The organism is Pseudomonas sp. HMSC057H01 (assembly GCF_001836405.1).
GTDB classification, from domain to species: domain Bacteria; phylum Pseudomonadota; class Gammaproteobacteria; order Pseudomonadales; family Pseudomonadaceae; genus Pseudomonas; species Pseudomonas aeruginosa.
Genome location: NZ_KV828391.1, coordinates 1 through 20,675, shown reverse-complemented (window position 1 = coordinate 20,675; position 20,675 = coordinate 1). Strand labels below are relative to the sequence as shown.

General features: G+C 67.2%; 19 protein-coding genes and 1 pseudogene. 6 read left to right on the top strand and 14 right to left on the bottom strand.

The features are described from left to right. Nucleotides 1–278 precede the first annotated feature (278 nt). Nucleotides 279–968, top strand: a complete 690-nt coding sequence (locus HMPREF2581_RS03940) for a hypothetical protein (RefSeq protein ID WP_003140562.1) — start codon at nucleotides 279–281, stop codon at nucleotides 966–968. Nucleotides 969–977: 9 nt separating this feature from the next. On the opposite strand, the gene HMPREF2581_RS03935 is transcribed toward HMPREF2581_RS03940, so the two are convergent. The 3 genes from HMPREF2581_RS03935 to hchA form a co-directional block, all read right to left on the bottom strand. After that, nucleotides 978–1,328 (bottom strand): DUF7079 family protein, encoded by a 351-nt coding sequence (locus HMPREF2581_RS03935; protein WP_003140561.1) that lies wholly within the window; start codon nucleotides 1,326–1,328, stop codon nucleotides 978–980. A 66-nt stretch (nucleotides 1,329–1,394) separates the two neighbouring features. Beyond that, nucleotides 1,395–1,808, bottom strand: coding sequence for a thiol-disulfide oxidoreductase DCC family protein (locus tag HMPREF2581_RS03930; RefSeq protein ID WP_003109099.1), 414 nt, complete (start codon nucleotides 1,806–1,808; stop codon nucleotides 1,395–1,397). 255 nt (nucleotides 1,809–2,063) lie between these two features. Next, nucleotides 2,064–2,939: a glyoxalase III HchA gene (gene hchA / locus HMPREF2581_RS03925; RefSeq protein WP_003140559.1), complete on the bottom strand. Its 876-nt coding sequence runs from the start codon at nucleotides 2,937–2,939 to the stop codon at nucleotides 2,064–2,066. A gap of 171 nt (nucleotides 2,940–3,110) precedes the next feature. On the opposite strand from hchA, the gene HMPREF2581_RS03920 reads away from it, so the two are divergent. Beyond that, complete coding sequence (locus HMPREF2581_RS03920; RefSeq protein WP_003140557.1) at nucleotides 3,111–3,842, top strand: PA1136 family autoinducer-binding transcriptional regulator; 732 nt, start codon at nucleotides 3,111–3,113, stop codon at nucleotides 3,840–3,842. 6 nt (nucleotides 3,843–3,848) lie between these two features. Here HMPREF2581_RS03920 and HMPREF2581_RS03915 read toward each other — a convergent pair whose 3' ends face one another. Beyond that, the gene (locus HMPREF2581_RS03915; RefSeq protein WP_003082297.1) at nucleotides 3,849–4,835 is read right to left on the bottom strand and encodes an NAD(P)H-quinone oxidoreductase; all 987 of its coding nucleotides are present in this window, start codon (nucleotides 4,833–4,835) and stop codon (nucleotides 3,849–3,851) included. Nucleotides 4,836–4,980: 145 nt separating this feature from the next. Here HMPREF2581_RS03915 and HMPREF2581_RS03910 point away from each other — a divergent pair, with 145 nt between their 5' ends. After that, nucleotides 4,981–5,856 (top strand): LysR family transcriptional regulator, encoded by an 876-nt coding sequence (locus HMPREF2581_RS03910; protein ID WP_003109095.1) that lies wholly within the window; start codon nucleotides 4,981–4,983, stop codon nucleotides 5,854–5,856. A 90-nt stretch (nucleotides 5,857–5,946) separates the two neighbouring features. Then, on the top strand, nucleotides 5,947–6,795 hold the full coding sequence (locus HMPREF2581_RS03905) for a CAP domain-containing protein (protein WP_003082304.1): 849 nt from the start codon (nucleotides 5,947–5,949) through the stop codon (nucleotides 6,793–6,795). 97 nt (nucleotides 6,796–6,892) lie between these two features. Here the strand turns inward: HMPREF2581_RS03905 and HMPREF2581_RS03900 are convergent, their stop codons facing one another. The 5 genes from HMPREF2581_RS03900 to HMPREF2581_RS03880 form a co-directional block, all read right to left on the bottom strand. Beyond that, nucleotides 6,893–7,729 (bottom strand): bifunctional allantoicase/(S)-ureidoglycine aminohydrolase, encoded by an 837-nt coding sequence (locus HMPREF2581_RS03900; RefSeq protein WP_003086528.1) that lies wholly within the window; start codon nucleotides 7,727–7,729, stop codon nucleotides 6,893–6,895. A gap of 136 nt (nucleotides 7,730–7,865) precedes the next feature. Next, nucleotides 7,866–8,768 (bottom strand): LysR family transcriptional regulator, encoded by a 903-nt coding sequence (locus HMPREF2581_RS03895; protein WP_003109090.1) that lies wholly within the window; start codon nucleotides 8,766–8,768, stop codon nucleotides 7,866–7,868. Between the two features lie 165 nt (nucleotides 8,769–8,933). Continuing rightward, entirely contained in the window at nucleotides 8,934–9,650 is a 717-nt protein-coding gene (locus HMPREF2581_RS03890) for a UTRA domain-containing protein (protein ID WP_003086532.1), read from the bottom strand. Nucleotides 9,651–9,731: 81 nt separating this feature from the next. Continuing rightward, entirely contained in the window at nucleotides 9,732–10,385 is a 654-nt protein-coding gene (locus HMPREF2581_RS03885; RefSeq protein WP_003101837.1) for an HAD family hydrolase, read from the bottom strand. Between the two features lie 67 nt (nucleotides 10,386–10,452). After that, complete coding sequence (locus HMPREF2581_RS03880) at nucleotides 10,453–11,787, bottom strand: MFS transporter (RefSeq protein ID WP_003140556.1); 1,335 nt, start codon at nucleotides 11,785–11,787, stop codon at nucleotides 10,453–10,455. Nucleotides 11,788–12,280: 493 nt separating this feature from the next. Here HMPREF2581_RS03880 and HMPREF2581_RS03875 point away from each other — a divergent pair, with 493 nt between their 5' ends. Continuing rightward, nucleotides 12,281–13,183, top strand: coding sequence for a LysR family transcriptional regulator (locus HMPREF2581_RS03875; protein ID WP_003140555.1), 903 nt, complete (start codon nucleotides 12,281–12,283; stop codon nucleotides 13,181–13,183). A gap of 4 nt (nucleotides 13,184–13,187) precedes the next feature. Here the strand turns inward: HMPREF2581_RS03875 and HMPREF2581_RS03870 are convergent, their stop codons facing one another. The 5 genes from HMPREF2581_RS03870 to HMPREF2581_RS03850 form a co-directional block, all read right to left on the bottom strand. Beyond that, complete coding sequence (locus HMPREF2581_RS03870) at nucleotides 13,188–14,369, bottom strand: iron-containing alcohol dehydrogenase (RefSeq protein WP_003086539.1); 1,182 nt, start codon at nucleotides 14,367–14,369, stop codon at nucleotides 13,188–13,190. 101 nt (nucleotides 14,370–14,470) lie between these two features. Continuing rightward, on the bottom strand, nucleotides 14,471–15,961 hold the full coding sequence (locus HMPREF2581_RS03865) for an APC family permease (protein ID WP_003140554.1): 1,491 nt from the start codon (nucleotides 15,959–15,961) through the stop codon (nucleotides 14,471–14,473). 259 nt (nucleotides 15,962–16,220) lie between these two features. Beyond that, the gene (gene toxA / locus HMPREF2581_RS03860; protein ID WP_003140553.1) at nucleotides 16,221–18,128 is read right to left on the bottom strand and encodes an exotoxin A; all 1,908 of its coding nucleotides are present in this window, start codon (nucleotides 18,126–18,128) and stop codon (nucleotides 16,221–16,223) included. A 311-nt stretch (nucleotides 18,129–18,439) separates the two neighbouring features. Next, a complete protein-coding gene (locus HMPREF2581_RS03855; protein ID WP_003082336.1) occupies nucleotides 18,440–19,219 on the bottom strand; it encodes an ATP-grasp domain-containing protein in 780 nt (259 codons plus the stop codon). Nucleotides 19,220–19,246: 27 nt separating this feature from the next. Further along, a complete protein-coding gene (locus tag HMPREF2581_RS03850; protein ID WP_003133848.1) occupies nucleotides 19,247–19,615 on the bottom strand; it encodes a DUF2195 family protein in 369 nt (122 codons plus the stop codon). Between the two features lie 494 nt (nucleotides 19,616–20,109). On the opposite strand from HMPREF2581_RS03850, the pseudogene HMPREF2581_RS31620 reads away from it, so the two are divergent. After that, nucleotides 20,110–20,675, top strand: a pseudogene (locus tag HMPREF2581_RS31620) (pyocin killing protein); the annotation flags it as partial.

Genomic DNA, 20,675 nt, shown 5'->3' with positions numbered 1-20,675 from the left:
ATCCTGGGACGCCAGCGACGGCAAGGGAAACTACCGGAATTCACAGGTTCGACGAACGGTCGCGGCAACGCCGGCGGGCGGCGTGATGTCATAATGATGCGACCCGTGCGCCAGTCGGGTATCCTTGCCGGCCTCTCAACGTTGTTTCCTAACGATATTTTCCTCCTGTCGCGAGCAAAGGGATTTCAATGACGCCCAGAAAAGGAAAGCTACCTGCCGTGCTCGCCTGCATGGCATCGCTGGCGGGCTGCAACATCAACCCGGCGAACCAGGGCTCGGTGTCGTCCTGGTTCTCCATGCGCGCCGGCGATCCGCCCAGCTTCGTCACCGGCGTGGTCGGCTTCGAGAACACCGGCAGCAACGACCCGTCCACCCGCCTGACCCTGCGTTTCCGCGATCCCGTCTCCAAGACCCATGCGGCCCACGTCACCACCTCGTCGTACTCCGAGCTGTTCAGCCTCGCACTGACGCCGCGCTACTACGAGCTTTACGAGTTCGAGGTGAGGTACCTGTCCTATACCGTCACCCGCGAGACCGGTGCGTACGAGGAGCGCTGCGAGGCCAACGGCGAGGCGCTGGAGAAGACGGTCCAGAAAAGGAAGCGCAGCGTCACCCACACGGCGGTGAACGTGGAGTCCAACTGTCGTTCTACGCCGCTGACCAAGACCGACTACTACTACGAGACCTATACCTCCAAGCCGTTCTCCGCGCCGTTCCGTGCCGAGAGCTTCGCCACCAACTACATCGGCGACTTCCGCGTGCAGTGCAGCTACAAGGAGAAGAAGGGCAAGACCCTCGTCGATAGCTGCCGTCTCAACTACGGCGCCGTCAGCCGCGATCGGGTGGATGCCTGGGTGGCGCAGATGAACGAGGCAGACAAGGACAAGCGCGAGCCGCTGCCGCCGGTACGCCAGCAGGCGGTCGACACGAAGAAGGCCGGCAAGCTCATCCATTCGGTATTTCGCTGAGGCGCTCGCTCAAAGAGCGCCGGCGATCGCGCGCCAGGTGTCGGCGTATCGCCATCGCAGCCAGGCGACCAGGCAGCGCTCGTGCCAGCGTCGCAGGGCGCTGCTCCTTAGCCGCGCCAGGCGTCGCTCGATGGCCTCTTCCAGCCAGGCCTCGTCGAAGGCGGTCCATACCGCCGGAGCGGGGCTGAGCAGGTTGCCGTGGCAGACCGGCGCCACCTCCTCGAAGAACAACCGTTCCAGCAACGCCGGGTCGACGCCCTTTATCCGCCGGGCGATATCCTCGGGCTCCAGGAGAGTGTCGACGAAGGCGTCGGATAGCGCGTGGCGCAGTCGTCGGCGTTGGCTCGGGTCAAGGGCCATGGCAGGTATGGGTCCGCAGGCTGGTGCGCAGGCAGCATAACCCGCCACGGCCAGTGCGGAGAGGCGTCAGGCCCGACGGGGACGCCAGGAGCGACGACGGAGGGGCTGGCGCTGGCGGCCGAACCAGCGCCAGCGGTTGCGCCGTAGCGCCTCGTGGCACTCGTCGCGCAGCCAGGCTGGCAGCAGGCGCAGCCAGCGCAGGTGACGCCAGGGGCCCGGCAACAGGCGCAGCACCTCGAGCAGGGCATCGTTGTCGTCGCAGGCGTAGGCGCCGTCGACGAACAGCCAGGTGTCGAAATGATCGGGTGCCAGCCCGAACCAATCGAGAATCGCCAGGCCTTCGGCGGACTGCGCGGCAAGCAGCTTCAGCCGGTGGTCGGCGCGGCGTGCCAGGAAACCGCTCCAGAGCGTGCAGAAGCGGCAGTGCTGGTCGTACAACACGACCTTGTCGCCGGGCTGGAGGTACGGCGGCAGTGACATGAGGGGCCCCCTTGGGTTCGGCTTTGTGCGCAAGCCCGGAACCGTAACGGCGGGAAGGGAGGACGACTAGTCGGTGTGCTGTCAGAGTTTTCTTTCTGTGCGGTCATCGATTCGTCTTTCGCCGGACGGCGTCGGGCAACGCGCCATTCCTCTTCCTGAAGGACGATGCTGCGCCAGGCCGGTTTAAGTTCGATGACGCCGGGACGAACGGGAGATGTCCCCGTCCGTGGGGCACGGACGGGGCGCGGCGGGGAATCAGCGGGCGAACGCTTCGAGAAGGGTCTTGGCGGCCAGCTTGCCAAGGTTGTTGGAGGCCAGCGGGCTGTCGCCGGTGAGCAGCTTGCGGTCGCGGTGGACCTGGCCGGTGATGCCCTTGTTGAGGATCTTCACCCCGAGCTTCTGCAGGTTCTCGCCCACCAGCCAGGGCAGCGGGCCCGGCATGTAGCCGATTTCCAGGTTGGCGCCGGTGTCCAGGGCGTCAGGGAACACGCAGATCTCGTAGCCCTTGAACGGGTAGTCCTCCGGCTTCTCCTCGACCGCCGGTGCCAGCAGGCAGGCCGGACCGTGGCAAAGGGTGATGATGTAGCGGTCCTTGGCGAGGAAGGCATTGAGCAGCCGTTTCACCTCCCGGCTGTGCGGAATGCCCGCCAGCACGCCGTGGCCGCCGGGAACGAACACCGCGGCGTACGGCGAGTCGTCGGCGACGGCCTGCTCCAGGAGGTCGGCGAGCTTCTGCGGCGCTTTCAGCTTGGGCAGGTACTTCGCGTAGATGCTCTTCACCGCCTCGTCCTCGCCGGGCATCGCCCACATCTCCAGCTTCACCGGGTTGCCGGAGAGCGTGGCGACATCGAACTCGAAGCCGGCCTTGTCCAGGTGATACATCGGCAGGAGCATTTCCACCGGGTGGTTGCCGGTGGAGAACATGCTGCCGTTCTGCATCAGGATGTAGCGTTCGTCGGTACCGATCATCAGCACCTTCTTGCCGCCGTTGTACGGGGTCGGGTAGTCGGCGCCGTCGAAGTCGGTCTTCGCCGAGGTGTACTGGCTCAGGGAATAGGGCGAGGGAAAGAACGCGTTGTGCTCGGCGTGGTCGGGCGTCGGGGTTCTGCTGGTGTCGCGCTCGTTGCTCATGGCTCGTTCCTTTCTGCGTGATGGAGGTCGCACCAAGACGATAGGCGGGGTCGCCGGCCGGCGAAATAGGGGAAATCCCCTAACCCACGATCGGTCGCCTGAGGGTTTTCCCCTATGGGCTTTTGCCGGCAAGCCGGGGATCATGCGGGAAAAGCCAGGAATGCCCGCGCCATGACCGACTACGCCAGCCTTCTCTTCGACAGCGTCGCCCGGCTGCGCAAGGCCGCTACCACCGAGGCAGTCTGCCGCGAGATGGTGGAGTTCGCCGCACGCCTGGGCTTCGACCGGGTGATCGTCTGCAGCCTGTTCCCCCGCCCCGGCGAGGACGAACTGATCGACGAGCTGTTCTTCGTCCATGGCGACTGGGCTGAAGGGCGCAGCGCCCAGGAGCGCGACGCCTATCTTCTGCACTGTCCGGTCACCCGGCACATCCTCGAACTGGACGAGCCGTTCTTCTGGTCGAAGAACCCCTCGGAGGATCCGGCGCGCATGACCTACCGCATCGTCCGTGGGGTCCGCGACCTCGGCCAGGTCAATGGCATGCAGGTGCCGGTGTTCGGCCGCAACGGTCTGGAGGGCGCGGTGTCTTTCGCCGGCGAGCGGCTGGACCTGAATGCCGGTTGCAAGCTCGCCGCCCAGGCCTTCTGCCCGATCCTGTTCTTCGCCCTGAAACGCCTGCGCGGCCCTGTGTCGGCGGGCGATGCGCAAGCGCTCAGCGAGCGCGAGCGGGAAGTCCTGCAATGGATCGCCCTGGGCAAGCAGCAGGCGGAGGTGGCGGCGATTCTGATGATTTCCGAGCGCACCGTGGAGAATCACCTGCGTGCCGCCCGCCGCCGTCTCGGCGCGGCGTCCACCGCCCAGGCGGTGGCGCGGGCGCTGCGCCTGGGCGATATCGAGGTCTGAGCGGCCTCAGGGAGCGGACGTGAGGACGATCTTGCCGATGTGCTGGCCGGAGTCCATCAGTTCGTGGGCCTGGCGCGCCTGTTCCAGGGGGAAGGTGCGGAACACCTGCGGCCGGACAGTGCCGGCGCGCACGTGCGGCCAGACCTGGCGCTCCAGTTCGGCGATGATCGCGCCTTTCTCGTCGTGGCTCCGCGAGCGCAGGGTCGAGCCAAGATGGACCAGGCGCTTGCTCAGCATCGGGAACAGGTCGACTTCGGCGGCCTTGCCCTTGATCACGCCGATCTGCACGATCCGTCCGTTCATCGCCGCCGCCTGGTAGTTCCGCGTCACATAGTCGCCGGCAACGATATCGACGATCACATCGACCCCGCGACCTTCGGTGCCGCGCAGCACTTCCTCGACGAAATCCTGCTCGGTGTAGTTGATCGCCAGGTCAGCGCCGAGGCGCAGGCTGGCCTCGCGCTGGGCCTCGCTGGAGATCGTGGTAAAGATTTTCGCCGCGCCGAAGGCCTTGCCCAGCATGGTCGCGGCGGTGCCGATGCCGGAGGCGCCACCGTGGACCAGCAGCGTCTCGCCGGCCTTGAAGCCACCGCGCTGGAACAGGTTGACCCAGACGGTCATGAAGGTTTCCGGCAGCGCCGCCGCTTCCTCCATGCCCAGGCCGTCGGGCAGGTGCAGGGTGGTGCGCTCGTCGGCCACCGCGAACTGCGCGTAGCCGCCGCCGGGAATCAACGCCATCACCGCCTCGCCGACGGCGAAGCGGCTGACCTCGCTGCCGACCGCCCGCACCGTGCCGGCGATTTCCAGGCCGGGAATGTCCGAGGCGCCGGGCGGCGGGTCGTACACGCCCTTGCGCTGAAGCACGTCGGGGCCATTGACGCCGGCGGCGCGGACTTCGACCAGGACCTCGCGCGGGCCGGGCGTCGGCAGCGGCCGGCTGGTCGCCACCAGTACCTCGGGGCCGCCGGGCCGGGCGATCTCGATGGCGGTCATTCGTTCGGGAAATCGGTTCGTGCTGCTCATCGCATGCTCCTGGGAAAGTGGTTCGGACCTGGTTCGCATGGTAATCAGCGCGGATGCCGTGGTCGTGCAGCGCTTTTTCATTAGACTGATGCGAAAATGCATCAGGAAAACCGCCATGAATTGGGACGACACCCGCGTCTTCCTCGCGCTCTGCCGCGAGCACACCCTGCGCGGCGCCGCCCGCGCGCTTCACATCGACCAGGCCACGGTGGGCCGGCGGCTGGCGTCGCTGGAGGCGGCGCTGGGCTCGACCCTGTTCCTGCGCACCTCGTCCGGCTACCTGCTGACCCCGGCCGGCGAGGCGGCCTTCGAACTGGCCGAGAAGATGGAGCGCTCGGCCCTGGAGCTGCTGCGGCGGACCCGCGGGATGGACCACCGACTGTCCGGCGAGGTGCGGTTGTCCACCACCGACTCCCTGGCCGTCGACTTCGTGCTACCCGCCCTGGCCCGCCTGCACCTTGAACACCCGGATATCCGCGTGCTGCTCGACAGCGCTTCGGCCGTGGTCGACCTGCCCAAGCGCGAGACCGACATCGCGATTCGCACCCTGCGGCCGGAAAATCCCGATTTGATCCTGAGAAAACTCGCCAGTTGGCCCATGGGCCTGTTCGCTTCCGCGGACTACCTGCGGCGCAACGGCGTACCGGTGCCCGGCGAGCGTTTCCGCGGCCACGACCTGGTGATGTACGAACCCTATTGGCACAGCCAGCGCGAACTGACCCTGGGCGGCGAGCCGATCCGCGACGGCCGGGTGGTCATCGCGGTGAATTCCAACATGATGGTGCGCCAGGCCCTGGCGCGTGGCCTGGGGCTCTGCGAGCTGCCGCTGTACATGGGCGAGCGCGACGGACTGGTGCGGGTCTGGCCGCAGCGTGAGCGACGCCGGCCATACGAGGTGTGGATGGTTACCCACAAGGACCTGCGCCACACCGCGCGGGTCCGCGCGGTGATCGAGCGGCTGGTGGAGGCGTTCGCCGAAGCGCCGGCCTGAGCCTGCAACGCCGGCGCCGGGTTCCGGTCGAATGCGGCGGCGCGCCGCGGAATCGCGCATCATAGGCGCCATCAGATCGAGGAGATTTCCATGGCAATCCCAAGCATCCCGCGTTTGGCCGTACTGACGCTCGGACTGGCGCTCGCAGCGGCCGCCAGTGCCGCCGACGAGGCGCAACTGGTCGAGGCGATCAACGCCTACCGTGGCCAGGTGCAGTCCTGCGGCGGCCAGGCCAGCGGCGAACTGCCGCCGCTGGCCGCCGATCCGCGCCTGGCCTTGCCGGTGAATGCCGCCGGCGACCTGCAGCAGGCGATGGCGCAGGCCGCCTACCCGATGGTCAACGTGCAGTCGATCAGCCTTTCCGGGCCGCGCGATGCCGGCGCGGCGATGAAGGCGCTGCAGGAAAGCTTCTGCCGCGTGGTGCTCGACCCGCAATTCGTCGACGTCGGCGTCAGCCGCCAGGACCGCGACTGGCGCATCGTCCTCGCCCGGCCATTGCTGCGCGGCGGCATGGGCGATTGGCAGGCGGAAGGGCAGAAGCTCCTGGAACGGATCAACGCCGCCCGCGGGCAAGCCCGCCAGTGCGGTGGCAAGCCCTACGCAGCGGCCCAGCCGCTGGCCTGGAACGCCACCCTTGGCGGCGCCGCCGAAGCGCATTCGCGGGCGATGGCCAACGGCAACTTCTTCGACCACCTCGACCGCGACGGCCGCACCCCCGGCGACCGCGCCGAGCTGGCCGGCTACAGCGGCGGGCTGATCGGCGAAAACATCGCCGCCGGCCAGGACGGGGTGGACAAGGTGGTCGACGGCTGGCTGGCCAGCCCGGGCCACTGCGCCAACCTGATGAACCCCGGCTACCGCGAGCTGGGCGCGGCCTACGCCACCGATCCGAAGAGTGACGCGGGAATCTACTGGACGGCCATGTTCGGTTCGCCCTGAAGTCCTCCGCGCCCGGAGCTGACGACGGGCTGGGCGCCTTCCGCAAACGAAAAACCCGGCGCCATGGCGCCGGGTTCCCTTTCAGCCTGTCCCGCCCTCAATGCGGCGCATTGAGAGTCAGGCGCATGTGCCGGTTGACATCCTTGTACAGCAGGTAGCGGAAGCGCCCCGGGCCGCCCGAATAGCAGGCCTGCGGGCAGAAGGCGCGCAGCCACATGAAGTCGCCGGCCTCCACCTCGACCCAGTCCTGGTTCAGGCGGTACACCGCCTTGCCTTCCAGCACGTACAGGCCGTGCTCCATCACGTGGGTCTCGGCGAAGGGGATCACGCCGCCCGGCTCGAAGTTGACGATGTTGACGTGCATGTCGTGGCGCATGTCGCTCATGTCGACGAAGCGGGTGGTGCTCCAGCGGCCTTCGGTGTCCGGCATCACCAGCGGCTGGATGTCCTGCTCGTTGGTGACGAAGGCTTCCGGCAGCGGTACGCCGTCGACCTTCTGGTAGTGCTTGCGGATCCAGTGGAAGCGGGTGTGCTGGCCGGTGGTATTGCGCACCTTGTAGTCGGCGCCCGGCGGAATGAAGGCGTAGCCGCCCGGCTGCATGGCGTGGACCTGGCCCTGCAGGGTCAGGCTCAGCTCGCCTTCGACGACGAACAGCACGGCCTCGGCGTTGGGATCCTGCTCCGGTTTGTCGCTGCCGCCGTTGGGCGCCAGTTCGACGATGTACTGCGAGAAGGTCTCGGCGAAGCCGGACAGCGGGCGGGCGATCACCCACATGCGCATGTTGTCCCAGAACGGCAGGTGGCTGGTGACGATATCGCGCATCACCCCCTTGGGAATCACGGCATAGGCTTCGGTGAACATCGCCCGGTCGGTGAGCAGCTCGGTCTGTGCCGGGTGCCCGCCGTGCGGCGCGTAGTAGCTGGACTTGGACATGGAGCGTTTCCTCGTTGTTGTCTTGCTGCCGGCGCACGCGCCGCCGGAGCGAAACGGGCGGGCGCGAGCCGTTGCTGACGGCAACGATATCCAGCGTCTGTCACATGCACAAATTAAATGTTGGAATCCAGCATATTCATTTTTCGAATGCGGGCCGGCTCCGGGTATCTTCCGCCAGCACCCGCGACAGCACGCGCGCCAGCGCCTTCACCATCGGATCCGCCGCCGGCCGGTGCAGCAGCGCCACTTCGAACACGTCCACCGCCGGCAGCCCGGCGTTCTTCGGCAGCACCGCGTGGCCTGCGCTCACCGCGCGCAACGGCAGCAGGCCTATACCCATGCCGTCGGCGATGGCCGATTGCAGGCCGCTGAGGCTGGAACTGGTGAAGCTGATGTGCCAGCGCCGGCCGACCGCTTCCAGGGCGGCGATCATCTCGTCGCGGTAGACCCCGCGCGGCGGGAAGGTGACGATGGGCAGTGGGTCGAGGTCGATGCAGGGGTTCCTGGCGCTGTCCACCCAGCATGTCTTTTCCGGCCAGCAGGCCAGTGCCTCGCGGCTGGCGCGGCGCTGCTTGAGCAGCACCAGGTCCAGTTCGCCGCGGTCGTAGCTGGCGCTGAGGTCGCGGCTCATGCCGCTGGTGACTTCCAGCTTGACCTGTGGATAACGCCGGTTGAAGGCCGCCAGTCGCTCGGTGGTGCGGCCGGCGGCGAAGTCGTCCGGCACGCCGATGCGCACCGTCAGCGCCACCGTGGCGCCGGACAGCGCCTCGGCCAGTTCGTCGTTCAGCGCCAGCAGGCGACGGGCGTAGCCGAGCAGCGTATCGCCGGCGTCGGTCGGCAACACGTCGCGGTTGCCGCGCTCCAGCAGGCGGTGTCCGGCCATTTCCTCCAGGCGGCGAACCTTCTGGCTGACGGTCGACTGGGTCGAGTGCAGGCGCGCGGCGGCAGTGGTGAAGCTGCCGCAGTCGGCCACCGTGACGATGGCGCGGAGCAGGTCGAGGTCGAACAGGCGGCTATTCGATTTTTCACTGTCGCTCATGGTCGTATCGCATTTTCGAATGTTTGCGCCGCTTTTAGCAGGCCGTGCCGTCAGCGGCAACCGCTCAGCGTCGACGCAGCGTGCCCAGCGGTCGACCAATGCGCTGGAAGCGGCGGGAAACCCGCCAGGCGGTCATGCATGCGCCAGGAACAGGACTGCGGAGCGCTACTCGGGCACCTCGACGTTGACCTGTAGCGCGTCGTGGCGCCAGTACTCCAGGTCGCAGTCGATCAGGCGGCCCGCCTGGTCGCGGTTGACCCGCACGATCTGTAGCGCCGGGCTGCCCACCGAGACCCGCAGCGGCCCGGCGGCCTCCGCCGGGAGGATGGTCGGGACCATCTCGAAGCGCACCCGGCCGTAGCGGATGCCGTAGTGGTTGGCGTAGAGATCGGTCAGCGAGCGAGTCAGGTCGAAGCGCTCGATGCCGGGAAAGTAGGCGGGATTCAGGTAGTGCTCGACGTACAGCACCAGCCGCCCGTCGACCCGCCGCGCCCGGCGGATCTGGAACACCCGCGACAGCGCCGGCAGCTCCAGGCGCTGGCAGATGTCGACGCTGGCCGGGATCATCGCCGCGCCGAGCACCTCGGTCTCCGGCACCCGGCCCTGGTCGGCGACCATCGCGTGGAAGTGGCTGCGCACCAGCGGGTTGTACAGCAGCCGCTGCGGCGAGACGAACCAGCCGCGGCGTTCCTCGCGGTAGATCAGGCCCTGGTCCTCCAACTGGCCGAGCGCCTCGCGCAGGGTGATGCGGGTGGTCGAGAACAGCTCGCTCAACTGCCGTTCGCTGGGCAGCTTGCTGCCGCGCGCGAGCAGGCCGCGCTCGATCTGCTCGCGCAGGGACTGGTAGATCACCGTCAGGGGTCGGGACGGCTCGTCGCGCATATCGACGCTTCTCCGCTGGGGCTCCGGGGGGCTACAGGGTAATGCTTCCGGGCCGCCGGCGGTATAGCGCGGCGCGCCTTCTCAGCGCCATTCCAGCACCGGCCAGCCGGCCTCGCGGGCGTGCCCGAGCAGCGCCGGGTCGGGGTTCACCGTGTGCGGCCGGTCGACCCGCGAGAGCAGCGGCAGGTCGTTGCGCGAGTCGGAATAGAAGGTCGCGCCGGCCAGCGTCTCGCCCTCCTGGGCCAGCCAGGCGTCGAGGCGACGGACCTTGCCCTCGCGGTAGGTGAGGGTGCCGCGGGTGCGCCCGGTGTAGAGGCCGTCGCGCTCCTCGATGTCGATCGCCAGCACCTCGTCCACCCCCAGCCGGCGGCCGATGGCGCTGACCAGGAAGTGCGCCGAGGCGGAGATGATCAGCAGGCGGTCGCCGGCCTGGCGGTGGCGTTCCAGGCAGCGCACGGCGTCGGCGTGGATGCGCGGCGCAACGATCCGCGCGACGAAATCCTCGACGGCGCCGGCGATTTCCGCCGGGGTGCGGCCGGCGATGGGCGCCAGGCTGAAGTCCATGTAGTCCTCCATGGCCAGCCGGCCCTCGGCATAGAGTTCCATGAGGCGGCGTTCCTGGTGCAGGAAGGCGGTTTTCTCGACCCAGCCCAGTTCGGTCATGTAGCGCCCCCAGAGGGTCGCGCAGTCGCCGTCGATCAGGGTGTCGTCGAGGTCGAAGAGGGCAAGTGGCATAGGCGGTTCCTTGTTCGCTAGGGATTGGCCCGGCGCGCCTGGCGCCGGGCGGTGGTTCGGAGAGGTTTCAACGCGGCTTGCCGGCCGCCAGCAGCGGCCCGCCGGCATGCGCCTTCGGTTCGACGCGGCGCGCGCCCGGCCGGCTGTTCCAGAACGGCACCAGCAGCAGGCTGGCGAGCAGCGCGGTGGCGGTGAACACGAAGAACACCGTGAGGGTGTCGAAGTAGCCCGGCAGCAGGCCGCCGAGGATCGCCCCGACCGAGCCGCAGCCGTTGACGAAGCCGGTGGCGGTGCCGGCCGCCTCGCTGGTGCCGAAGTCGATGGCGGCGGCGCCGCTGATCATCGAGTCCGGCCCGTAGAGGGTGACGCCCATCATGAACAGCAGGCCGACCACCAGGTACAGGCTGCCGCTCTGCATCGCCGGGACGAACAGCGCCAGGCTCAGGGTCAGCGCCGCCAGGCTGAGCACGCAGGCCGGCATGCGGCGGGCGCCGAACAGCTTGTCCGAGGCCAGGCCGATGAGGATCGGCCCGGCCAGCCCGGCGACCTCGAAGGCCGAAGGCACGATGGCCGAGGCGACCTTGCCGATCTCCGGCATGCGTTCGTAGATGATCACCGGGCCCCAGAGCAGGATCGCGTAGCGCGCCGGCTTGAGCAGGAAGTAGGCGATGCCGAGGACCAGCACGTGGGGATTCCTGAGCGCCTTCAGCAGGGCGCCGGAATGGCTCGGCCGGGGCGCGTTGGCGGGGGGCGCGGCCTCGGCCTCCACGGGCGGCAGGCCGACGTCCTGCGGACGGTTGCGCTGGAGGAAGAAGAACAGCACGGCCACCGCCAGCACCACTCCCGCCGAGGACAGGAAGGCCATGCGCCAGTCATGCGTCAACCGGTAGGCGCACCAGCCGGCGAACGGCGTCGCCACCAGCCCGCCGAAGGCGTAGCAGGTACTCCACAGGCCGAGCACGCGGCCTCGCTCGTAGGTGGCGAAGAAGGCGCCGATGTTCTTGCACAGCCCCGACCAGCCGGTGGACTGCGCCAGGCCCTGGACCACCATGCAGGCGGCGAAGATCGGCAGGGTGGCGAAGGTACCCATCGCCAGCGCCGCCAGCGCCGAGGTGAGCAAACCGCCGAGCACCACCACGCGGGTGCCGAAGCGGTCGGCGAACACCCCCCACATGAACTGGCCCACGGCGTAGGCGGCCAGGTAGAGGGCATCGAGATCGGCCATGGCGCTCTTGTCGAGTTCGAAGGAAGGGTCTTCGGCGATGCCGAGCTTGGCCACCGAGAAGGCCTTGCGGGTGAAGTAGAAGGCGGCGTAGGCCAGCCAGGTGATGACGAAGATCTGGATGCGCCAGCGCTGGAGCGATTGCCAGCCACGGTGCAGGGTACCGTTGTGGTTGTTCATGTGGGTCCCTATGGGTCTAGACAGTGCGGGGAGGTTGTTCTTGTTGTGCTGCTGCAAAGCTGTCCGGATGCATGGTCTAGGCCAGATGCCTTTTCCATGGCTTTTTTCGTGCGCAAGGTTGGCTGTCGACGCGCTCCTGCTCGGTCCTGCCGAGACTGAGATGGATTGTGAAGGTGTGGCGGCGGTGCGTGGCGCCGATCCGGTCAGGCTGGGCCGGCTGGCGAAGGTCAATCTAGCACCGGGTATTTTTATGGTCTAGACCAAAAATAGAGCGAAACCATTCGATTTTTTCGAGGGATTGCCCGGTATTGGTGCGTTTTCTTGTCCTGATTGCACCTTTGGGCGGGACTTTTCCGCGTATTTTCAAGAAATTGGAATAGACCAGATTTTCGATGATGTGCCAGCGCCTCTGGCGCGTCGTGCGCCGCCGCTGGATGGCCGTGTGTCGCGGCGCTCGGCTAGACTGCGGGACCTCGCGCCGGATCGGACCGCCATGCTGAGAAACGTCACCGACCTAGACCTGCGTCTGTTGCGCATCTTCGCCTGCGTGGTGAAGTGCGGCGGTTTCACCGCGGCCCAGGCCGAGCTGAACATGAGCCAGTCGAACATCAGCATGCACATCGCCAGCCTGGAGAAGCGCCTCGGCTACCGGCTCTGCGAGCGCGGCAAGGGCGGCTTCCGACTGACCGCCAAGGGCCGCCGGGTGCTGGAGGCTTCGCGAACGATGTTCGACGCCATCGGCCTGTTTCGCGACCAGGCGCAGGCGTTGTCCGGACGTTTGGTCGGGGAACTGTACCTGGGCCTGGCGGACAATCTCGCGACCTTGCCCCAGGCCCGTTTCGGCGATGCGCTGGCGCGCTTCCAGCGGCGCGACCAGGATGTCCAACTGAACCTTTTCGTCAATTCGCCCACCGAGCTGGAACTGGCGGTGATCGAAGGCGAGCTGGACCTGGCGATTTCCTATTTCAGCCGTTCGCGGCCGAGCCTCGAATACCGCCCGCTGTATCGTGAAGAGATCGGCGTGTTCTGTGGCGATCACCATCCGCTGTTCGCCGAGGCGCAGCCGACTCTGGAGCGGATCGCCGCCTGCGACTGGGTGATGCACGGCTTCCTGCCGGAAAACCTGGTCCTGCCGCTACGCCCGTCGCGCAGCCGCGCCACCGCCTACCACATGGAAGCGGTCGCCCATGCCGTGCTGGCCGGCACCCACCTGGGCTACCTGCCGACCCATTACGCCGAAGCCTGGATCGAGCGCGGGCGGATGCGCGCGCTGTTGCCGGAGCGGCTGAGCTATCCGGTGGAGCACCGCATGATCGTCTATGCCGGGCGCCCCCTCAGCGAAGCCGCCCGCGCCTTCATCGACGACCTGCTGCAGGTCCACGGCCTGACGTCCTGAGCACTCAGGCGAGAGTCCCGGCCACCGCCTGGCGGTAGATGCGCGCATAATCCCGGGCATCGAGCGGCAGGGCGTTGGTCGCCGAGGAGGACAGGTCGGCCAGCGCCTGCTCGCCCACCCATTGCGCGTCCTCGCCGTCCAGGCCGAGGGCGGCGAGGTTCGCCGGGATGCCGATGCGCGCGCGCAGTTCGAGGATCCACGCCAGCAGGCCGTCGAAGCTCGCTTCGTCGAGTTCCAGGTAGCGCGCCAGGCGCGCGGCGTCGGCTTCTATCGCCGGGCGGTTGGCCAGCAGAACGTAGGGCAGCAGCACGGCGTTCAGCAGGCCGTGGTGCAGGTGATGGCGAGCGCCCAGCGGGTGGGCCAGGGCGTGGACCCCGCCAAGCCCCTTCTGGAATGCCACCGCGGCGCTGGCCGAGGCTACCAGCATGCCTTCCCGGGCGGCGAGGTCGTTGCCGTCGCGCACGGCGTTTTCCAGGTGCTGCCTGACCAGGCGCACGCCTTCCAGGGCGATGCCCGCCGACATCGGATGGTAGAGCGGCGAGAACAGCGCCTCCAGGTGATGGGTGAGGGCGTCCATGCCGGTGGCGGCGCTCAGCGCCGGCGGCAACCCGCGGGTCAGGCGCGGGTCGAGGAATACGCAGGCGGCCAGCAGCTCGCGATGGCCGACGACCCGCTTGATGCCCAGTTGCGTGTCGGTCAGCACCGCCTCGCGTCCCAGTTCCGAGCCGGTGCCGGCGGTCGTGGGCAGCGCCAGCAGCGGCGGCAGGCCGAGCAGCGGGTAGTCGGCGAGGGTCGGATAGCTGCGCAGCGTCTGTGTCCATTCGAAGCGTTCGAGGCCGTGCGGATCGCGGCTGAGCAGGGCGATACCCTTGGCCGCGTCGAGGGCGCTGCCGCCGCCGAGGGCGATCAGCGCGTCATGCCCGCCAGCCTCGAAGCGCCTGGCGCCGCCCTGGACTTCAGCGAGGCTGGGGTTGCTCGACAGTTCGTGGAACAGGTCATGGTCGATGCCGGCGCGTTCCAGGCACTCGCGCACCAGGCGCAGGGGCTCCAGGGCGAGCATGCCGGGATCGGTGACCAGCAGGGGCCGGCGTGCGCCCGCCAGCGCGCAACGCCTCGGCAGTTGTTCCAGGGCGCCGACGCCGCAGAGGATATCGGTGGGGTAGTTCCAGTAATGCAGGTCGCTCATGGCGATGCTCCGTGAAAGCAGGATGAGCCGGGCCCCGCCGGGCGCGAAGCCAGCGTGCGGGAACAACCGGAGGAGGCGCCGGAACGGCCGGCGCGTGCGGGTCAGTCCGCCGGCGGAGCGGCGAAGCTGAGGCTGGTGGCGATGCGCCGATGCGGCTTGGCGATGACCATGTAGAGCAGGCCGAACGCGGCCAGCGCGGAGAACACCACGACCACCGCCCAGACCTGGAACCAGGGCGCGTCGGGCGGGGCGAGGCTGGCCCGCGGCCAGGCGACGTTGAGCGCCTCGAACGACAGCCAGGCGACTGCCAGGACGTTCACCGCCAGCCCCGCGCGTCCCAGGCGCAAGGCGCCCTTGTCCGGGTCCCAGCGGCCGACGAGGCGGGCCCAGAGGGCGCAGGCGGCGACGATCAGAAAGACCACGAAGAAACCGCCGCTGCCGAACGCGATCAGCGTGCCGACCGCCGTGGCGTTCAGCCCCAGGGCCAGGCCTAGGCTGGCCAGCAGCGTGCTGCAGACCATCGCCGCCATCGGCACCTTGCGCCGGTCGACCCGGCGCAGCAGGGCGGAGCCGGGCAGGATGGCGTCGCGCGCCATGCCGAAGATCGCCCGGCCGATGTAGGTCTGCACCGACACCACGCAGGCGACGAAGGCGATCAGCACCACTGCGACGAAGGGCCGCTCGGCCCAGGCGCCGAAGGCGTCCACCACCGCCGGGGTGACCGGGTCGACCACCTGGCCGCTGACCACCGCGCCGATGTCCTGGTAGGACAGGGTCACGGCGAAGGCGGTGAGCATCACGGTGAGTCCCACCACCAGCATCGAGCGCAGGATCGCCCGGGGAGTGGAGACGCGGGCATCGGTGGTTTCCTCGGAAATCTGCGAGCAGGCGTCGAAGCCGAGGAAGGCCCAGCCGCCCACCGCCAGCGCGGTCAGCACGCCGTCCAGGTAGGAACCGTCCGCATCGCCTGTGCCGCCCGGGCCGCTGAACAGCAGATCGAGCGGATGGTTGCGGAAGAACAGCAGCAACAGCACGCCGATACCGATGGAGGCGATGGCCTCGGCGACGATCCCGGCATTGACGAAGTACTTCAACGGGTTGATCCCCAGCAGGTTCACCGCCAGTCCCAGCGCCAGCAGCAGCGCGCCGCAGAGCACCTGGCCGTTGGCCGACGGCGGCGCGCCGGTCGCCAGCAGGCCGAGCCAGAAGCCACCGAGGTAGGCCACGGTAGTCAGCGAGGCCAGCGCCGAAGCCAGGTAGAGGAAGCCGGTGAACCAGGCCAGGCGGTCGCCCACCAGGCGCCGCACCCACTGGTAGCAGCCGCCGGCCAGCGGAAACTGCGAGGACAGCTCGGCGTAGACCAGCGCCACGCCGAACTGCAGCAGCAGGCACAGCGGCACCACCCAGACCCAGGAGGGGCCCATGCTCATGGCGCCGAGGGACATCACCGAGTAGATGCCCACCACCGGCGAGATGGTGGCGAAGCCGACGGAAAAGGACGACCACAGGCTCAGCCCGCGCTCCAGTTCCTGGCGATAGCCGTGGGCCGCCAGCAGGCGTTCGTCGCGGGAGGTATCGCGGAGATCAGTCATGGCGGTCTCCGGGCGAGCGCTGCGGGGAAGGGGAAAGGCGGATGCCACCGGTGCGATGGGTGAGCATGGAGAGTCCTCGTCGGCTATTGGAATTGTTATGGCCGCTTCCGGGACGAGCGAAAGCGTGGCAGACGCAGGTTAGGCGGATTATCTATCAGGATGAATTCATATTCGATTGGGCTGGCATCAGGAAAACCTGATGTATGGCCAGGCCCCGAGAAGGCCGGCTCCTGCGAAGGGAGCCGGCCGGTCGCGGCAGCTACTTCAGGTCCTCGCGCGACGGTTTGCCGGGCTGGCTGGCGTAGTCCGGCAGGGCGCTGATCGCCTGTTCCTGGTCGGGGATGCTGGACGGGTCGAGGTCGCCGCCGACGTTGCGCGGGTCGGTGGGGATCGCCGAGGGAATCACCACGGTGCGCTCGGCCAGCGGCCAGCCGAGAATGGTCTCCAGGCGCCCGCCTTCCTCCTCGGGGCCGGTGATGGCGTCCAGGCGCAGCGGCAGCGGATGGCCGATCAGCCGTTCGACCTCGCCCGCCGCCTCCGGCGCGGCCAGGGTCAGGCCGGTGCGGTAGAAGCCCGGCAGACTCGAGCGCGGCACATAGACCCGCAGCAGGGCACCGTTGCGGATCCGGCCGCGCGCGTCGGGTTCCTGGTCCTGGGCGTAGCCGTAGGCCAGCGCCGGATCGCCGGCGATATAGAAACCGCGCCAGATCGCGTCGAGGTCCTGGCTGCGCGCGCGCACCCCGCCGAAGACGATGCTTTGCGCCGCTTCGAGGAAGGTGCCGTGGTAGCCGACGAACACATAGCCGCGCTCCTCCAGTTGGCGGTGCGCCTGGAGCAGCCGCTCCACCGTCCAGTTCTGCGTGCCGCGGGTGCTGAAGCTGACGTCGCCGCCGTCGCCGAGGAACTCCGCGCCAGTGGGATAGTTGCGCTCCAGCAGGGCGTCGCCGCTGTCCGCCGGGCCCGCGCATTCACCGGCGGCGACCGGGCAGGTCAGGCTCACCACGTCGGCGCTGGCCTCGTCGTTGCCGGTGCCCTGCCGGACGAAGCGCTCGCTCTCGGCGGCGGCCAGGGTCAGGGCCAGACGGGCCTGCTCCGGCTGCTCGCGGATCGCTTCGCCCAGGTCGCCGCCGCTGCCGGGGCTGGCCAGGGCGTTGCGGATCACCTGGTCGACCTGGTTCCACGACAGCCGCGCCGCCAGGTAGAGGGCGACCAGCCGCTGCACCGGATAGCCGCACTGCTCCAGTTGTTCCCAGCCGCGCGGCTGGCGATGACGGGTGAAAGTCTCCAGCGGCAGGTGGCAAGCCTGGTGCGCGGTCAGCGCGGCCAGGCTGCCGCCCTCGGGGAAGTGCAGGCGATGACTGATGACCGTGGGCTTGATGTCCAGGTCATGCTTCGCCGGGTTGCCGGCGAGCACCCGGTAGATCTTGCCTTCCCAGGTATCGTCGAGGTTGCAGCGTTGCTGGGCGAGGTAGTTGTAGACCCCGTCCAGCGGGTCGAGCAGGCACAACACCTTGCCGCTGGCCCATTCGCTCCAGCGCTTTTCCCGGCGCGGCTGGGTCTGGGCCATGACCACGCTGACCCCGGCATGGCTGATGGCGAGCGTCGGCTGCATCTCGTTGCTCTCGTGCGCCCTGACGAAGAAGGTGGCATCGCGCGCCAGCTTCGCCAGCAACTCGTCGCCCATCTCGATGGTGTAGATCGGCGACATGTGGCTGAGCTGGTTACCGGCGTTCAGTTCGTGGATGAACACCTTGATGTTCGAGGGCTTCTCGTGGCCGATCGGTACCAGCCAGTTCAGCGACCAACTGCCGCGCGCCTGGCGCGTGTAGCTGTAGCGCACCGGCTTGTTCGGCTCGACGCCGCCTTCGAGGCGGATGGTCAGGCCGTCGCTGGTGATGCTGAGGGCGTTGTCGATGGCCAGCTTGAGCGCGTCGTTGCCGCCCTCCAGGACCATGGAGTAGTGCAGCACGCCCTGGCCGTTGGTGTCGGCGATGGCCGGGTCGACGCTCATGCGGCTGGAACGCACGCCGTCCTTGAGGTCGAGCACGCAGGCCTTGGCGCATTCGTTCCAGAGGTCGAAGGCTTCCTCGGCGGCGGACGCGAACGAGCCGCCGGCGAGCAGGCCGAGGCTGGCGACCAGGGGGATCCAATGGGGTATCAGGTGCATCGCGATGGCTCCTGTGATGGGTGAAGGATGAGGCTGATCGAGCGGTTGGTTTTTCTTGTCGGGCGAGCCGGCGGAGAGCGGCGGGGCGTCTAGGGTGCGGGATGCGGGGAGGCTGGCGGGGAGCGGAAGAGGGCTTTTATGGGATTTATGAACTGGATTGCAGAGTGGAAGAAATATCCATGGGCGAGGGGACGGACAACCGTTCCTGGGCTTCGGATGAGAGTAAGTGGTCGAGGCACTGGGCGAGTGACGAGCCCCCCTCGGGATCGATCAAGGGGAGCTTGGTCGGGTTGGGATTGCAGCGGTTCCGACTATGCCTGTGCCAGCATCGCCGCGAAGCGTGCGGCGGGCCATTGCTTGCGGTCGGAGACCTGGCCATCGCCGAGTTCCATCAGGCGCAACTCGCCACTGGTCGACTCGACCACGTCGACGGAAAAGAACGGGCAATCGATACGTTGTGCCACCTGTTCCACTAGCGGCGGGACGGTATCGAGACGCCCGTGAGCGCGGCCGTGAAGAACGAAGTAGCGTTCCTCGGTTTCCGCACGCAGCGCCTCGAACTCCCGAAGGCATACACCGCCTTCGATGGTGCCTCGATAACGCTCGATCGAATCGAGGACTTCCCGCACTTCCGCAGCATTGGTGGCCTTCGAGCCGCGCTGGGTGGTCAGGGATTTCACATGGTCCTTGACGAACCAGGCGCGCCACGGGCTTTGCGCCAACACTGCCTCGAAGTCGGCGTTCCTGGACAGGAACAGGGTCGCCGGCGTGAGGTCCTCACAGAGCGGATACCACTCTGGCAAGTAATGGCAGTGCCGATATTGCTGTGGACTGGTCAGGGGCCGTCCGCCAGCGACGAGGATCGCGCCGTGCAGGCGAGCGTAGTTTTCCGGTGTGAGCATCCAGCCGCGATACAGCACCTGGGTGTTTGCCGGAAACTCCGGGCGGGCGCGGAAGCGTCCACTTTCCAGTTCCTCGTCGCAGAACAGCGAACAGGCCAAGCCTGCCGAACGGGCCGCGTCATATTCCTCGGCGAAGAGTTCATCGACCGCGTTGCTGCGATCGGGGGCGGAGGGGTAAAGCAGGTGCATCGCGAACCTCGCTGGGTCGGTGGATGGTCATTCGGCGACGGCGCAACCAAGACGTACCACGAGCGTGCTGTCGGCCGCCAGTTGCGCATCCGCTGCCAGCGTTAGGGTACGGGTGCCTTCGTAGCGACCGTCGAGCAGACCTTCCTGAAGGACCTGTGCCTTCGCATTGGCATGCATGGCCAGCAGCCGATATCGCACCAGCGCTGAGGTACAGCCGCATTCGCCGGTGGAGCGCCGGGCCTCAAGGATGATTGGCTGGTGCAACTGGCCCTCCGCCGTGTGCGGTGCACCGAGCCGGGCGGCGAGGCAGGCGGAGAGGGCATTGTCGAGCGTCGCCGCGTCGGCGAATGGGGCGGCCAGGCAGAGGCTGCCGAGGAGCAGAGCTTTGGCGTCCATGTCGGGGTTCCGCTGGGGATGGAAAGGGCATCATGGCTGAGGTGGCTTTATTCGTCGAACGATGGCTGGCCCTGCCGGTATATCGGCCAGGACTTCATGTGCTGCGGAAATGGCCTGACCAGGTGCAGCGGCTTGCAATCAAAAACGCTGGGCTCGCAATCAGCGTGGCTTTGTCCGGAAGCTCGCGAAGGGGCGGCATGGATGAATTTTGAAAGTGGGAGTTCGTTAATGAACTGAAGGTATGCGGCTTCCGTGACTGGCCGGGGTAGATGAGGTGTGCGTTCAGGAAATGACCGTTTGATGGACACATGCGCAAATGAGTCAGCTCTATTGAAGGAAATCGATGACGCTCATGGTCGTGTGGAGGGATTGTAGTTGATTGGCGTGTGTGCCAGGTGCATTGGCGTTGATTTTAGAAGTTGGATTCCAGTGGGCACATATTCCAGCAAGAATACCTCTGTATATTTTCTCAAGCTCAAATCGAGGTAAAAACTATGGCTGATGCACCACCGCCACTGATTGTTAGATACTCAAGTCGCCCCGGGAAACCTGGCGGAGTTAGCATAGACGTATCACGAGACAGGCAGGACATACTAAGCAACTATCCGTTCGGTAACCCTTTCCGTGGTTTTACTCTGGCCATGGAGGCTGACTTCAAAAAGAGGAAAGAGAGTCTGGAAGCCGACGTTCAGGCAGAGTTGGATACGGAAGCTGCCAAGTATCCGGCACTACCTGCCAGCTTCACACCTGAGCAGTGGCTGGAAAGATCAACCGTAGTTGTCACCGGGCTGCTAAATCGAAAGCGCCCTGAACTAGATAACGAATTGGATGTGGTTCAGAACTCGGCTAGTCTGGATAAGCTGCAAGCAAGCTACAACACAATCATCCTGAATGATCAGATCAATAGTCTTCAAGAGCGCTTGAACAAGCTCAATGCTGAAACCGACCGCCGCCGGGCGGAGGCAGAAGCCCAGCGTCAGGCAGAAGCGGACGCCAAACGCAAAGCGGAAGAAGCGGCACGCCTGGAAGCCCAGCAGGTCACTCAACAGCTCGGTGCCGA